This is a genomic window from Viridibacillus sp. FSL R5-0888, from assembly GCF_038009105.1.
In the GTDB taxonomy this organism is placed as follows: domain Bacteria; phylum Bacillota; class Bacilli; order Bacillales_A; family Planococcaceae; genus Viridibacillus; species Viridibacillus arenosi.
In genome coordinates this window covers 1,713,973-1,729,982 of the sequence record NZ_JBBPAU010000001.1, presented here as the reverse complement: position 1 = coordinate 1,729,982, position 16,010 = coordinate 1,713,973, and the positions used below count along the sequence as shown (strand labels likewise).

Below are 16,010 nucleotides of genomic sequence, written 5' to 3'. Positions count from 1 at the left end.
CTAGCTCTTACTTATTAGAACTTTAATTTTAAAAATAGTTATTTTATCACTAAATAAGAATACAATCACGTACTAAGTGAGTCAAATTCGGTTATGAATTGATCAGATTAAATTCCTATACTATTTGAATCGGTTAAATCATTACTCGAGTAAGTTAAATGCTCCCCTCAGTAGGTTAAATCATTCTCTGAGTGCGTCAAATAAAGAGCTGAATAGATCAAATCAGAAAAATCTTAATTATAGATTCGAGATTTTCTGGAATAAAATAGTCACTATCAAGAAATTACTGCTTTTCTTGATAGTAGCTATTTAGTCATCATGTCACTATTACAAACATTCCATCACACAATTTCCAAAACCACGAACGTCTTTTAAGTAATCATATCCAACTGGTGAACCGAAGTTATTAAAAGCACGTACCGCAACTATCTCATGCTCTGGAATGACTAACAAAGTAACATTTGTATAGCCGAGAATTTGATAAGCATCATTAGATACGACTTCACCTATTTCTGTTCGACCACAAGAGGCTCCTTGGACAAACCAAAAGAAACCGTTCCTTGGATAGTCCAAAGGTAGAGTATTTGGGCTTTGAACAGAAGTACAGTACTCAAATATCTCTTGAGGTATTAATTGTTTACCGTCTACTTTTCCTTTAGATAAATGTAGTGCTCCCCATCTAACTAAATCTCTAACAGAAGCATACATATTCATTTGACTGCCATCTACATTGTCACTTGTATACCAATGTGGATCGTTTTCTTTTCGAATCACTTCAACATGTCTAGAATCCAGTTCACCATACCAACCAATCTCTGTCAGACCACAAGGAACTAACACTTCAGTTTCAACAATATTAGCAATCGTTCTACCTGAAACCTTCTTAATGATTTCAGACAATAAATCTACACCAATATTTCGATAAGCCCAACTTGTCCCTGCTTGAAACTCTTTTTCAAGTTCTCCATTTACTAGTCTTAACCCATGCGTATGAGTGATTAAATGGCGAATGCTTACACCCTTTAATATACCACTATCTATTTCAGGGAATATCGGTGCAATCTGTTGCTCAGGTGATTTAATTACCCCCTCCTGGATTAAGTAAGCTGCGGAAAAACCGATAAATGTCTTTCGAACTGAAGCTAGATGAAAGAATGTATCCTTTTGCATAGTTCTTGCTCCAAAGGTTTCACTTTGAAAACCAGTGTAAGATTCTGCAACAACTTGGCCTTCTTTCATAACTATTAAGGCAGCACCCGAAGCATCTACTTGTTGAAAAGTATTCAAAACGTTTTCCCAAACTGGTGTAAATTGATTCATTCAATTCCCCTCACTTTTTGATAGTAACACACTCTCTTTAAGTACAACTTAGAACTATTTAATCAAAGCTTCAAACAATACAATTCCTCACCATCAACAATGCGCCCCGTATTCTTAAAGCCTAATTTCTCATATATTTTCTTCCCGCGCTTATTGTTGGGTTCAGTTGATAAGTAGATTTCGTTGCATCCTTCTAGTTTCTTCATCTCTTCTATTACAAGTAAAATTGCTTTAGGACCATAGCCGCTTCCTTGAAACTTTCGATCAATCATTATTCTGCATAATTCAAAAAAGTTCTGCTCTTCAGAGAAACCATACATAGTAAAACCAATTAATTGGTCTTCCACTTCAATTGCCTTTGTAATCCATGTTTTCTCGAATAGCGCTTGCACAATTGATAATGCATTTGATGCGACGAATTCTTCGCATATTGTTGGCATACTCTCTTTATTTGTTGTTAAATAAATAACTTTCAGCCAATTTGATTTATCTATTTCTATTAGTTTCATATTTCCCCCGCCTTTATTTGTAATTTGAATTATTTATAATCTATTCTATAGGATTGTAGATGTATTAATTCTTCAAATAACACCATTAATTTCAACATACACCTATTTTTAACTCCACTTTCTAATTATTATATAAATATGTAGTCTCGCAAAGTCAATCTATATTAAATGCTGCTATTGTGACAAAAATGTAAGTTATAGGAACTATTTGTTTGAAAAATCGATGGAGTAGCCTTAGATTTCAACGTATTGTTAAAGTACAAACTAACTCTTGAAAGGAGTTTTAACATGGCAGCAATTTTAAAAGGAAATTCGATACATAAAGTTTTTGGAGCAAAAAATAATATATATACTGCTCTACAACATGTAGATGTAACGATTAATAAAGGGGAATTCGTTGGCATTATGGGACCATCTGGAGCTGGTAAAACTACATTACTGAATATCCTTTCAACAATTGATAAACCAACGTCAGGCAGTATTGTCATTGGGGGTGAATCAGTAGACTCAATGAAGGAGAAGGATTTAGCTAAATTCCGCAGAAAGCATTTGGGCTTTATCTTTCAAGACTATAATTTGCTTGATTCCTTAACAATACAAGAAAATATTCTACTACCACTCTCACTAGCCAATTGGCCAGCTCAGAAGATGGAAGTTAAAGTTCTAGAAATTGCTAACATTCTTGGAATTGAAACAATCTTAAACTCTTACCCTTACCAAGTTTCTGGAGGACAAAAGCAACGTGCTGCTGTTGCAAGAGCAATTATTACAAATCCAAGTTTAGTGTTAGCAGACGAGCCAACTGGGGCATTAGATTCTAAATCATCGACAGATCTTCTAAATACATTCAATGTATTGAACAAGGACTACGGTTCGACTATCTTAATGGTCACACATGATGCTTTCGCGGCTAGTTATTGTAACCGAGTATTATTTATGAAAGATGGACGCCTTTTCACAGAAATTGTACGGGGAGACAAAGACAGAAAAGAATTCCTTAACCTATTATTAAACACGCTTTCTACTATAGGGGGTGGAACCTATGAACATGTTTAATATTGTAAGGAAAAATATCAAACACAATTTCTATCAGTACTTTCTTTATATTGCATCAATGACACTCAGTATTACGATTTACTTTACTTTTTCATCACTACAGTACAATAAACAAATTAGCCAAGCTCTAACGGATACAGAAAAACTCGCATCAGCTTTTGGTGCTTCTTCTATTCTTTTACTACTATTTGTATCCATCTTCATCTGGTATTCGAATAACTTCTTTGTTAAAAGACGTAAAAAAGATATTGGTTTATATTCGTTACTAGGCGTCGAGAAAAAACAAATTGGCAGAATGCTATTCTATGAGAACTTTATTATGGGCATACTTGCACTCTTAATAGGGCTTGGAATCGGGGAATTATTCTCTGTTTTCTTCAGTATGATATTGGTGAAATTAATGGGCTTTTCTATTGCTATTACATTTACTTTTAATTCAAGAGCAATCATACAGACTTTACTTGTATTCAGTGTAATAATTTTTCTTACATCATTACAAGGTTACTTTATTATTTATCGTTTTAAATTAATCGAGCTATTCCAAGCCACTAAAAAAGGCGAGAAAATAAATAAACCTTCTTTGTTGTTAGCACTTCTTGCCATTGCAATGATTGGAGGTAGCTACTGGTTATTACAACTGTCTCCAGAATCGAGAAATTGGGATCAGAACTTTAACCGTACTATCATTATTATAATTATCTCCATGCTTGTTGGTTCGTTTTTGTTATTCCACTCCTTAAGTGCCTTTATCTTTGTATTATTACAGAAGAATAAGTCATTCTATTTTAAGTGGTCTAATCTTTTAACTTTTACGCAATTAACAAATCGATTAAAGAGCAACGCCTTTATGTTCACTATTATTTCTATACTGAACGCAGTAACACTTATCGCTTTTGGATTTGGTTATAGTATTTATTACAATACTCTGGATCAGGTGAAAAGTTTTGTTCCATATAGTTATCAATATGAAAGTACTTCTTCTGAAGTAGATGCAAAAATTCGTGAATTAATTGCCACGGACAATGATCATTCCCTTATCTTTGAACATGACTGGGAGTACACAATGGTAAAAGGCGATGCTTCAGAGCTTAAGAAAGTTCCTGGGGGGTACTTATACTTTGACGAATCATTTGCTGTTATATCCAATACAACTTTCAATCAGCTAGCTGATAAATTAGATTTAGATACAATTGCACCTTTAAAGAAAACAGAAGGTCTAACAATTATCAACAATTTCATTGGATCACAAGACCAGCAATCAAATATAAACAAATCGGTTTCGTTGCATTCAGCAAGTGTGGATTCGAAAATAAAGATTGTTGGTAATAAATCATTTTCATTATTGAATGACCCTGTTCAACCTTTCTTAATAGTTGTAAATGACAAAAAATACAATCAACTTAGAGGTGAGAATACTCCTACTACAGTGCATGCTTTGAAAGTAACCAACGAAGCTAAATCTTCTGCACTAACAAAGAAAATCATGAAAGAACTTCCTAGTGAAGTACATTTCTATAGTTTTTCAGATAGCTATCAAGAAGCCCAATCTGTTTATGGATTACTGATCTTTATAAGCGGATTTTTGGGATTAGTCTTCCTTGCGGCTTCAGGAAGTATTATTTATTTCAAAATGCTAACAGAAGTAACTGATGATAAAGTCAGATATACAACATTAAAGAAACTAGGCGTTCAAAAGATCGAAGTGATGCGAATTATCGCTAAACAATATTCTGTTGTCTTTCTCCTACCTTTAATCGTAGGCATAACTCATAGCTGTATGATATTAACTGCTATCTCAAATTTAATGGATATCAACTTCATCATTCCCGTAATCATTTGTATCGTATCTTATACAATGCTTTATCTTTCTTACTATGTATTAACTGTTATTTCATGTAACAAAATAGTAAATGTATAAAAAGGACACTAATAGAGTTTCAATCTCTTAGACTGTAGACAAAATGCGAAGAAATTCGTGTTTATCAACAGTCTTTTTTCTATCGGATTTATTAAATACTAATATAGATAATAAGACCGTTGATTTCCGCTACGGTGGACGCTTTCCGCGGGCGAGCGTCAAGTCGCTTCGTCGCTACGCTCCAATCAACTACACCTGTAATAAAAACGCATCTTTAGTGATCTTGGAAAATGATACAGTAAAAGATTGAGGACGTGGTGTATATCCTTAAATTTCCCTCCTTAAAAACGCACCGATACATGCGATCCTCACTTTTGCTTCCATGAATTATTGTAAACTCATCAATAAGACTCGGCAAAGTGGATAATTAGCATAGATGTTATTATTTAAAGAAAATCTTAAAAAACAAAATGAGAGGCAGGTATAAATAGGTGACTGCCTCTCATTTTGAATTATGTTAATGCATAGTAATCATGTAGTTTTGGAAAATGTATAGTAACAATTGTAAAGTGGTTCTTTTCTGAAGTGATAGTGATTGAATGTCCTAACTTATTTGCCAATCTCTTAGCTAGATAAAGACCCATGCCCGTTGAGCCACCGTGACTTCTTCCATTCATCCCCGTGAAGCCTTTATCAAATACTCGCTGGATGTCGGCCTGTTCTACCCCTATCCCATTGTCTTTTATGATTAATCTTCTTTCTATTTCATCTTCTTCTGAAGAAATGTTCACTTCCCCTTGAGGCGAAGTATACTTCAAAGCATTAGATAGAATTTGTGCCACAATATAAGCTAGCCATTTTTGGTCAGTTAGTATTTCTTTAGACTCTACTTCTAATATAAGTTTTATCTTTTTTTGAATAAATATCTTGGCATTTTGTTTAATAATTGAGCGAATAACTACGTCTAAATCAACAGGAACAATAAAATAATCTTGATTGAAATCATCTGCTCGAACGAAATAGAGTGCCTGTTCAACGTATCCCTCAATCTTATCTACTTCTTCTTCTATACTATTCAAAACCGGATTTTCCTTCTCATTCTCAATAATTAAACGACTAACCGATATAGGTGTTTTAATTTCATGGAACCATGATGTCATATAATCTATTGTTTCTTTTTTATCATTTATAATATTCGTGACTTTTTGCTGATGCTGTTGAATTACTTGCTTTAATACTTCTTGAAACATCTGCTGTTCCAATGTTTTAGGCGTCAGTAACTCTTCCTGGATTAAAAAACCATCTCTACAACTACTTTTCAATGCAATAAAGTGTTTTTTGATAAAATAGTATTCTATAAAAATGTACAAGAAAAACAAACAAGTTGAGACAAGATACAGGTAGAGTAGATTATTTATTGGGATTGAAAGTCTTGGGTTGATATAGATCACTACTGTAATAAACGACATGATCATAATATAGGTTAAGATTAGTCGCCTCTGAAAGAACAAATGCTTCCAAATACTCATATTAGCATATACCCTTGCCCTTTCTTCGTTTGGATATAATCTTCCACACCCATATCTGTTAGTTTACGACGTAATCGATTTATATTAACCGTCAATGTATTATCATCAATAAAACTCTCATCTTCCCATAATGCACGCATTAGCTCATCCCGACTAATAATTTCATTCTTATTTTCAAAAAGAACAGTCAATATTTTAAATTCATTTTTAGTGAGCTCACTTTCTTGCTCGCCAAACTTAACTGTTGAATTCTTTAAGTTTAAAGTCAAATCATTATGTTTGAGAACATCTAAACTAGGTGAAAGATATGTATACGTTCTACGCACTATCGCATTAATCTTCGTCACGAGTATATCCATTGAGAATGGCTTCTGGATAAAATCATCCCCGCCCATATTTATGGCCATCATAACATCCATCTTCTCATTACGAGACGACACAAATACAATGGGCACATTAGAGTACTTCCTAATTTTCTCGCACCAATAAAATCCATCATAATAAGGTAAATTAATATCTAACAACACTAAATGAGGTTTTACTGACAAGAATTCTTCTTCTACTTTTTGAAAATCCTTTATCGAAAATACATCATATCCCCATTTGATTAAGTTTTCTTCAATCATTTGAGCAATCTTTTGTTCATCTTCGACAATCATAATGTTAAATTTGTCATCCATCTTTCATTACTCCTACCAATTAATTGATTTTTATCCACTCTATGCAATTATTATAACCATTCCTATAGAAGATTTGAACCACGTTAAAGTTGATTAAGTATTATCTTCCAAGCTCATTGTTCTAACAACCATCCTTTTCTTGTTCTGAGATAAACGAGTCTCTACAAGAATTTCATTTAATTAATAAATTAATTGTTTCAAGTGTATTCTTGGTCATGAATAACAACTCGGAGCATATGTTAATATACTGTCCATAATGGGTTATCCACTTTAACCGTATGTAATGAAAGATATATTTTCTTTCCACTACAATTAAAAAGGATATATTGTTATAAAAGTGTATAATTAGACAATTGGAGAATATCAAAATTTCTAAGGAGGAGTTGAGGGTGAAACGCTTTTCACGTTATTTCATTTCGTTAATAATTATAGGTGTGATGATTTACCTTGGACTTAGTTATAAATTACATTTAGAAAAGGAAGCTTCCACAACATATATTATTCTTCCCTTGATAAGGTTTTCTTTCGCATTCCCTATTATTATAGGCATATTACTTCGTTTACCTAAATTAATTATTGAAATTAAAGAAAAGAAACAATGGACTTTTGATTGGATTAAGATTGTAGTAATTGCTTTACCAGCATTATTTATAGCTGTGTCCCCATTCTTGACTTACACATTTATAGGCCAGTATTTTTACTTTGCAAATGAATTAATTGTTTCACAAAGTACCTTATTGATAACAATTGGTGGAATTATTTTCGGCTACGTATTATTAGATAGTTTAATAAAAGATCGTGAAAATGAAATAGTCATTGATCCATAGATACCTAACAGACCGTTCTTTAAGATGGCCATTGAAAGTCCATAAAAATTAATAAATTAGCCCATTCTATTTTTGGGGGAATGGGCTATCTGTTCTTCAGTATAATAGATGCACTATTACTTTTTAAAAATGTGATTTTAACTAGGTTAATCTTGATTCATAAAATTCAGCCTTATGATTATATATTAGGTATAATCAATTCTATATCTTCCTGAATTGCTTTATTGGTCAAACCACCCACTGATATTTTTTTTACTGTGCCCTCGGAGTCGATGAATATCGATGTTGGTATAGCATCTATATTATAACTTTTAAAAACAACTATTGAGTGATCTATCAATATCGGAAAACTAATGTTTTTAGTGAACTTTTTAACTTCAAAAGTTGTTTGTGCATTATTAATTGCAAGGATTTCCACTCCCTTAGATTTATATTTAATATAGTTTTCTTCTAAATCAGGCATTTCTTCTTTACATGGATCACAATAAGTTGCCCAAAAATTTAGTACAACTCCTTTACCTTTATAGTCTGATAATTTATGCTTCTCCCCATTTAAATCCTCAAGAATAAAATCAGGTGCAACATCTCCTATTTTCACCATTTCATATGTTTCTTTTATGAAGTTACTATAGACGGTGTAAGTAATGGCACTAAAGATAATTACTAAAAATAAAGTTCGCACAATCATTCTTTTTTTCATCTATTGTCCTCCTTTAAATCCAATGATATCCTCAAAAGGGTATTGAAATTCTGTTTAAAATGTTCATTGAATCAAAAGATAAGACTACTCCAACAATCATCAAAACAATACTGCCCATTTCAAAATCATAGGTCTGAAAAAATGGATTGAAATGTTGCCTATGACTCAAAAAAGTCACCATTCCATAATTAATACATATGTAGTGATAAATACATATTTATATAAAAATCAAATTAATGAGATGATTGCAACTTTTTCTATACCTATAAACTCACTGTCTAAATTCTACGATAAACTCATCTCTTCACAATCATTGGTAGCGAAGAAAGATCAGTTTTTAAGAAGTTATCAAAATTAATAATAGATTCTAATCTGCTATTTACGAGATGGGCGTCCATCTTTAATAAATGTTCAAAGGTTTTAAAGTAATTCAAGCCATTGGATAAGTCTTCGGAATAAGCTAAAGCGAATTCCTTCATATTTTCCATCTGCATCATTTTCTGACCAATCATTTTTTTTGTTACACGTTCAATTTCAAATGGGTTCAAACCGCTCCTTCTTACCTCTTGAAGTTTTTCATATAGCTTTTCTTTTACCGGAAGTATATTCACCGTTGAACCACTGACAACAGTAAAGTCATAATTTGGACCATTGTAATTAGAATAACCCCATTGATTATTGATTAAGTTCTCCCTATACAAATCCATTGTTAATGTAGATCCCAACCCAAAAAGGGCCTCAGTAATTGCGAGTTTTGCTAAATGATTTTCATAATAATTCCCATCTTGTTTTTCATGCCTTAAACCAATCGAAAATAAATCATGGGAGCAATTTTTCATAATTGATATATTTTTATAGGATTGATTTTTAGCATTGGGATAAAATAGTTCAAATTCATGTCTTTTCTTTTCAGCATAATTTTCATCACGGACTACTGTATGATAGATACTTTCACACAGTTCAATTGGATGAACATCACCTACAACCACCAATTTCATATTGTTAGGTCTATAATAAATGTCATGAGCCTGCACCAATAATCCTTTGTCTATCCTGTTAATACTTTCTATCGTACCGGCCACATCTGTACAAATTGGCAGATCAGGATACATTTGCATTAATAGGTTTCTGTAAACTACCCAGTTTGGTTTATCTTGATACATTAATATTTCTTCTCTAATCACTTTTTTTTCATTTTCAATTTCAATTGTTGTAAATTCTTGACTTAAAATGGAGGCAAGCAATTTGGAAATAAGTTCTGCCATATTACCAGAACTAGAAACTAGAAAATCCGTATTATTATAGCCAGTTTTGGCAGAAATAGATGCCCCGTTTTCAGAAAAGACTTTTTTCATGTCATGCATATTTCTCTGATTGAAAATTAAATGTTCCATAAAGTGAGCTGTCCCATACGGCAATTCCTTCTTTTCCTTTGTAGTAGTACTGATAAAAGCTGTATCATTAGCACCAAAATCCACATTTAACACAGCAAATGTTTGCGACATTCCTTTGAGAGGAATCATATGTACTTCCATCCCATTACTAAAGGTTTCACAAAAAACGGAGTGGCCTAATTTTTCATTTTGAAGACATTCCATTTATATTTTCGCCACCTTTTTAACCGATTTGAATACCGTATCTAACGTTATCTTTTTTGCAATATCGACGATATCACGTTTCGAAATATTTTCCAGCACAGAAAAAACCTTCTCTTCATCATCTTGAAAACCCAATAAATCCCCTGTTAAGCTAATATCTATTAAGATAGCTGGAGTTTCTAAGCCAGTTTTCACATAATGTTTCACTGCATTTATACCGGTTTGAATTTCTTCTTCGCTCACTTGCCCATCTTGAATTTTGTTTAGTTCATTTAAGATAATCTCAGTCACTGTTTCATAATTTTCTTCTTGTAAAGCAACATGAACTAATAATATTCCCTTTAAATCATCTATTTCAGAACTTAGATAATAGGCCATTCCTCTATTATGTCTGATTTCAGTTTGTAATTTTGATTCGGGTAAATTTCCGAATATAGTATTGAAGACAAGTAAAGGAATATATTCCAATGATGAGAAGTTGATACCTGTTTTAAATCCTATCAACAATCTTCCTTGATTGGCATGTAAATCTTGCTCGATATACTTAATCTCTTGATGAACTGGAGAAAGCATGTCGCCATGTGGACAAAGATTATTTTCTTCTTCCTGTTGAAAATAACTACAAGCATCATTTTGTATCTTATCTTCATCAATGTTTGGACCAATTACATGAATGTATTTTTTAGAGGATGATATGAATTCTTGATAATGTTGTAACAATATTTCTTCGTTTAATTCCTCCAGAGTGTCCAAATCACCATAAATCGGAATACTGAATGGTTCCCCTTCCGTCATAGTAGCCAAGCAAATTTCTTGGGCGGCATATTCCACATTTTCATTCATTTCTTTAATGCGATAATAGTGACTGGTAAATTCTTTTTCTATCCGCTCATACTCAAATCCTTTTTCCAGTGGACTATTAATGATTTCTGATAATAGTTTTAAAGATTTTGAAATCATATCCGAATCAAGTTGATTATTTTGCATAATCGACATTTCAAATTCTAAGACATGATAATCCCCTTTTCTCGATACGTTGCTTTTTAAAATTGCCCCATACAAATGATCTAACTTCGTCTGTATATTGACGGGTATTAATAATTCTGAAAAGATAGCAATAGAACATGCCATTTCTTTTCTTAATGGATATAAAAAGGTTAATCTAATACTTGTATTCATGTATTTATCATTAGTATGAACAAAAAAATTGATGCCAGAATTTCGCTGAATATCAAATGATAATGCTTCAGTTTCAAGCTCATATAACCGAGCATGATTGGTATCCAGACCTAATATTTGACTACTATTTTGACTTTTTGTTTTCCAATCAATTTGAATTGGCTTCCCATCTTGAATATTTACAGATGGATGCCATTCTACAACTTGTTCATCGTGCCTATACCACAATCTCCATAATTCAGGCTTTTTCATCAGTTCTGATGTGAAAATGGAGAAAGCTTTGTTAACTGCTTCATCTATCTTGTTGGGTTCTACTGCAAAAGGCTTATGAAAGATAATTTGCTTTTTTCCATCTTCGGACAGAGTCGTAAGCAGAATACATATTTTTTTCTTTGCCCTTTCAAGAATCCTAAAGATACCGCTTCTCACTTTTATTTCTGAAGACAAAAAGTTCGTCCGTATATCTGTATTATCTTCATTAAATCCTGCTTGTCCATCCAGAAACAATAGGAAGGAGTCATTTTCTTTTAAAATATAAAATAATTTGATAGCTATTAGATTTGATTCTGCGACTAATAGCTTTACTCCCGCTTCTTCCCTAATTTTTTCCCAAGAATCCAGTTTCCCTTCTGATTCAAAGGATTCTTGGTCTACGACAACATAAAATTTCCGATTCTTATTTTGAAATTTAAATCTTAAAGCTTTGATGATTTGGTCAACATTATGCCGATAATCACCAAAATGCCAGGAGAGAAAAGCGCCTCCTTCATTGAGTGTTTCCATCATGTATTCTTCGCCGATGATTTCATCGTAGTTGTCGATTTCAAAATTTGGATTTACCCTTTCTCGATTAATCATTCTGTTATGAGCCAAATACTTCATCCATATTTTCTCGTATGATTCATTTATTTTAAGAGGAGATAGTTCCATAACCATATTCATTAACGGAAAAAACTGGTCCGTTGTTAGGCCATGCTCCTTATAGTAGCTTCTTAGCATTTCTTCTTCCGATATAAATTCCTCGTATTGTTTTGAAAAATTATTCAATCATTTTTCCTCGCTTTCATAAATAGAAATCTTAAAAAATTACTGCCATCTAAATCGACTATACATTTAGCTAAACAAATTATTAATAACAGTAAAATTAGATACCTCGGCGCTAAATACTCATTATTTAAAATTTAGTAAAACTGGGGAAATACAAGTCTGTCTCTAAATACTCGTCAAAATACGGTTCAACGATATAAAAAGATAGGTTTTTATCCATTCATTTCAACTGCCCTTTTTATTTCTTTATTCAATTGTGTTTGTTTCAATTGAAAACTATTCCTGATGACAAAATAACTATATAAAATACCGGTTATGGCGAAAACATTCAATAAGCTGATTGTCCAGTAGAATAAACTCTCTTCCTGGTAATGGTTTGTTAAAAACCATCCGATTACAACGATAAAAAAGAAATATAAAAAGTTTAAAAAGAACGCCTGAAATCCTTTGCCAATTTGTTCAAGCACCAATAATGATGACATCATGGGTCCCATGATAATATAGGATAAAGCAACAATCTTTAAATAATTTGCTGTATGTACGCTCACTTCCCCGTCAGCAATTAAAAAAGAAGCGATTAGGTCTTTACCTAAAAAAATGGCCGTGCCAATGATAATGTAGATTCCTACTATATTGATCATTCCTTTCTTATAGATTTCAAAGGAACGTTCTAAATTATTGCCACCCATATTCTGATTCATAAGAAGACCTAATGTATTACCAGAAGATATCGCGATTAGAAGGACTATTGTTTGTAATCGATATGCAGCTCCAAAACCCGCTACCACCTCATTTCCAAATGGCATTAGGATTTTATTGAAGAAAAATGTACTAATAAAGATTAAAATATACGAAATAGCCACTGGAATACCAATATTCAAGATTTTACGTTTGGCAATTTCCTCTAATTTAAATCTTTTCAATGAAAAAGGTAAAATTTGAAATTTTACAATTTTATATTTTAATAGGAAAAATAGACTGATGATTATTGAGATACTACTTACAATAAAATTAGCAAGGACAATACTATAAACGCCAAGAAGGTAATATTCTACAAAAATATAAACTAATAAGATATTGGACACTGAGGTAAACGTACTTATTCCTGAAGAAATCTTTACAAGGCCATATCCCCTTATACTGGATAACAGTATGGCATTTACTACTGAGAATATTGTAAGAAAGACCATTAACCGAGTATACTTCCTAAATAAATTGATTGATTCATTACGAACGTTAAAATAATCGGCGAACATCGGTGTTAATAAACTAATGAAAATCGCAATAATTAAACTGGTTAAGATTCCATATAGAAGGTAATTATTAATCAACTTAGGTATTTGCTCGGTATTTTCCCTTCCTTTTTCAAATGCAACGGAAGAGGCATTCGAAATTTGAAAACCTTCAATCAATGCAGTCATAAAAAAAGAAAACGGAATATATAAACCAACAATATACAGAGCTTCCTTATGCTCATGCCCCATAAAAAAAGTATTGGCCAGTTGCGTAACAATCGAAACTGAAGAAGCCAATACCATTGGAATAAAGGTTTTATAAATCAACGGAATAATTCGATCATTTAAATAATCTATATTTCTTGGCAAAATTTCTCCTCCTTACCACTTAAAACTGGAAACTAGAGGCATCCCATTAAACTGAAGAACTGCAAATGAAGTACTCAAATCCCGGTTTGCCGATATTATAAGTATCTTCTCTTCTTTTTTCAATTTTCCTGATAACAGTAATTCGGTAAACGTGTACCAGACATCACTACTTTGATAATTCTGAGCAACATTTGTCTTTCGGATAAAAAACAAATCGGATTCCAGGAAATCCATTCGACCAAATAAATTTTGGACAATAACCCACTTCGGTTGATGTTGATGTGACACCAATTCATAGATTTGCTTAATGATATTAGAAAAGTGAATTTTACTACTTTCTATATTTGATTGATATTCAGCTAAGGGATAATTTCCAATTTGAAGAATTTGAATCGATCCGTGTCCTTTAGAAAAATGCATGCCCATTGCAAAATCTGATAAGGGAAGATAGCCTGTCCTGTACCGGTTTTGCTCAATAAATAATTGTTCTCCTAATAGAAGAATTCCTTCTTCTCCTTCATTTAAACAAAGTTCCAGAATTTCTAGACAATCTATAGAAGCTAATGAGCCTAAATGAGAAACACCAAAATAATTTTTTGGTTTCTTATCGGACCATTCTAAAATTCTTGGCAGCGGCTGTATTTCCGGCTGGCGATCTGAAAACGAATTTGAAATTAATAAACACTGATAGTTGTTCACTACTGGTAATAGTTCCGTATGGCATTTGTGTAACATTTCCGACAAGGTCACTTGCTGATTGTCAATTTTGATAGAATAGGACTCGACCGTTTCTATTGGAATGTTATGATAATATGCATCTATTTCCAAATGTGGTTCTAACCTAAAAAAATCAGAAGGCTCTTTTCCATCTAAATAATAATTTTTTCGATCCATATGTAGAATTGCCAAAGATGATAATGATACATTTAAATCACATAGGTTATACATACGAAATCTTTCCATTCATGTAGCTTTGAAAAATATTTAATTTTAATATATTTGAAGTACCTTCCATGTTTTCAAACGCAAATGCATCTCTGAACCATTTGTTTAAATATGGATGTTCAAAAAAGGCTCCTTCACCAAATAAATCTAGCGCATATTGAGTGATCTGCTTCACTAATGAGGTAGCTCTCACTTTTGCAATTGATCCGACATAACCATTCCGCGGATTAATATCCACTTCCAATGCAGCTTGACGAATGAGATTCCTAGTAGTTATTAGCTCATTTTGAAAATTCTCCAGTTTCTGTTGTTGATCTAAGGATAAATTCTTCTTATTGGTAATCATGTAATCATAAGTTGCTTGTGAAACACCCAGTGCCATAGCAGCTACTGTAGGACGCATTTTATTAAAAACAGTAATGGCTCCATGCATTCCTCTTTTTAAAGGGCTTAAATGCCTTCCAATAATCTGTTCTTCATTTATGCGAACATTTTGGAACGTTAATCTACTAAGTTTCGGAGCGCGAAGACCTAATGTATCAAGTGCTTCGGCAGAAAAACCATCTGAGTCCTTTTCAATCAAGCACATTTCAATTCCTATTGGACCGGTTGTGGTACGCGCAAAGACAACTCCGATTTCCGCCCGAGTACCGTTCCCAATGAAATATTTCTCACCGTTTAATAACCTTTGCCCATCGCATGCATTTACTTTCTTCATATTTGTTTCAATATGCATGGCATCCGATCCCTTATTAGGCTCAGTTAAGGCAAAAAAAGTCCAACAAGGTTTGGATAGCAATTTGCTGTAATACTGTTCCTTTTGCTGCCCATCGGCAAAATCTTGAATAATGATTCCAGATAATGAAGGCCCTGGACACCCCACAACGACTCCCGCATCCCCATAGGAAAGCCATTCAGTCCCAATGACTCTCTCAATGCAAGTTAAACCATAAAATTTTGTATTATTAATGATAAATGGATGATCATTATATTCAGAAGGAATCATCATTCGTGATAACAATTGAACACTGGCCAAATCCGTAAATTCATGTAGCCGATCAGGCTGTTCATCTATGATTAGTCCAATATCCCGAAATTCTTGCGAGTACGATTTAATAGCTTCTTCAAAAGCATTTAATTTTTCTATATTCAAAATAT

At 32.8% G+C, this 16,010-nt stretch carries 13 protein-coding genes; 3 read left to right on the top strand and 10 right to left on the bottom strand.

Translation table 11 applies throughout. The annotated features are described in order from the left end of the window. Positions 1-327 precede the first annotated feature (327 nt). Both MKY02_RS08560 and MKY02_RS08555 read right to left on the bottom strand, forming a co-directional pair. On the bottom strand, positions 328-1,320 hold the full coding sequence (locus MKY02_RS08560) for a serine hydrolase domain-containing protein (RefSeq protein WP_340710979.1): 993 nt from the start codon (positions 1,318-1,320) through the stop codon (positions 328-330). 62 nt (positions 1,321-1,382) lie between these two features. Beyond that, positions 1,383-1,829 carry a GNAT family N-acetyltransferase gene (locus MKY02_RS08555; RefSeq protein ID WP_038182890.1) on the bottom strand — a complete coding sequence of 149 codons (447 nt, stop codon included), beginning with the start codon at positions 1,827-1,829 and terminating at the stop codon, positions 1,383-1,385. Positions 1,830-2,117: 288 nt separating this feature from the next. On the opposite strand from MKY02_RS08555, the gene MKY02_RS08550 reads away from it, so the two are divergent. Next, the gene (locus MKY02_RS08550) at positions 2,118-2,885 is read left to right on the top strand and encodes an ABC transporter ATP-binding protein (RefSeq protein WP_340710978.1); all 768 of its coding nucleotides are present in this window, start codon (positions 2,118-2,120) and stop codon (positions 2,883-2,885) included. Continuing rightward, positions 2,872-4,803 (top strand): ABC transporter permease, encoded by a 1,932-nt coding sequence (locus MKY02_RS08545; RefSeq protein WP_340710977.1) that lies wholly within the window; start codon positions 2,872-2,874, stop codon positions 4,801-4,803. The genes MKY02_RS08550 and MKY02_RS08545 overlap by 14 nt, the downstream gene beginning before the upstream one ends. Before the next feature lie 452 nt (positions 4,804-5,255). Here the strand turns inward: MKY02_RS08545 and MKY02_RS08540 are convergent, their stop codons facing one another. Then, complete coding sequence (locus MKY02_RS08540; protein WP_340710976.1) at positions 5,256-6,113, bottom strand: sensor histidine kinase; 858 nt, start codon at positions 6,111-6,113, stop codon at positions 5,256-5,258. 155 nt (positions 6,114-6,268) lie between these two features. After that, on the bottom strand, positions 6,269-6,952 hold the full coding sequence (locus MKY02_RS08535) for a response regulator transcription factor (RefSeq protein WP_038182894.1): 684 nt from the start codon (positions 6,950-6,952) through the stop codon (positions 6,269-6,271). Positions 6,953-7,341: 389 nt separating this feature from the next. Here MKY02_RS08535 and MKY02_RS08530 point away from each other — a divergent pair, with 389 nt between their 5' ends. Beyond that, positions 7,342-7,779: a hypothetical protein gene (locus MKY02_RS08530; protein ID WP_038182898.1), complete on the top strand. Its 438-nt coding sequence runs from the start codon at positions 7,342-7,344 to the stop codon at positions 7,777-7,779. A gap of 178 nt (positions 7,780-7,957) precedes the next feature. Here MKY02_RS08530 and resA read toward each other — a convergent pair whose 3' ends face one another. The 6 genes from resA to MKY02_RS08500 all read right to left on the bottom strand — a co-directional run bounded on the left by resA (position 7,958) and on the right by MKY02_RS08500 (position 16,005). After that, positions 7,958-8,479 carry a thiol-disulfide oxidoreductase ResA gene (gene resA / locus MKY02_RS08525; RefSeq protein WP_038182901.1) on the bottom strand — a complete coding sequence of 174 codons (522 nt, stop codon included), beginning with the start codon at positions 8,477-8,479 and terminating at the stop codon, positions 7,958-7,960. A 296-nt stretch (positions 8,480-8,775) separates the two neighbouring features. Beyond that, positions 8,776-10,077 (bottom strand): EF-P 5-aminopentanol modification-associated protein YfmH, encoded by a 1,302-nt coding sequence (gene yfmH / locus MKY02_RS08520; protein ID WP_445329606.1) that lies wholly within the window; start codon positions 10,075-10,077, stop codon positions 8,776-8,778. Further along, a complete protein-coding gene (locus tag MKY02_RS08515; RefSeq protein ID WP_038182907.1) occupies positions 10,078-12,303 on the bottom strand; it encodes a M16 family metallopeptidase in 2,226 nt (741 codons plus the stop codon). Between the two features lie 212 nt (positions 12,304-12,515). Further along, complete coding sequence (locus MKY02_RS08510) at positions 12,516-13,907, bottom strand: MATE family efflux transporter (protein ID WP_038182910.1); 1,392 nt, start codon at positions 13,905-13,907, stop codon at positions 12,516-12,518. Positions 13,908-13,919: 12 nt separating this feature from the next. Next, positions 13,920-14,801 carry a hypothetical protein gene (locus tag MKY02_RS08505; RefSeq protein ID WP_143691257.1) on the bottom strand — a complete coding sequence of 294 codons (882 nt, stop codon included), beginning with the start codon at positions 14,799-14,801 and terminating at the stop codon, positions 13,920-13,922. Between the two features lie 46 nt (positions 14,802-14,847). Further along, positions 14,848-16,005: an acyl-CoA dehydrogenase family protein gene (locus MKY02_RS08500; RefSeq protein WP_051448669.1), complete on the bottom strand. Its 1,158-nt coding sequence runs from the start codon at positions 16,003-16,005 to the stop codon at positions 14,848-14,850. Between the last annotated feature and the right edge of the window lie 5 nt (positions 16,006-16,010).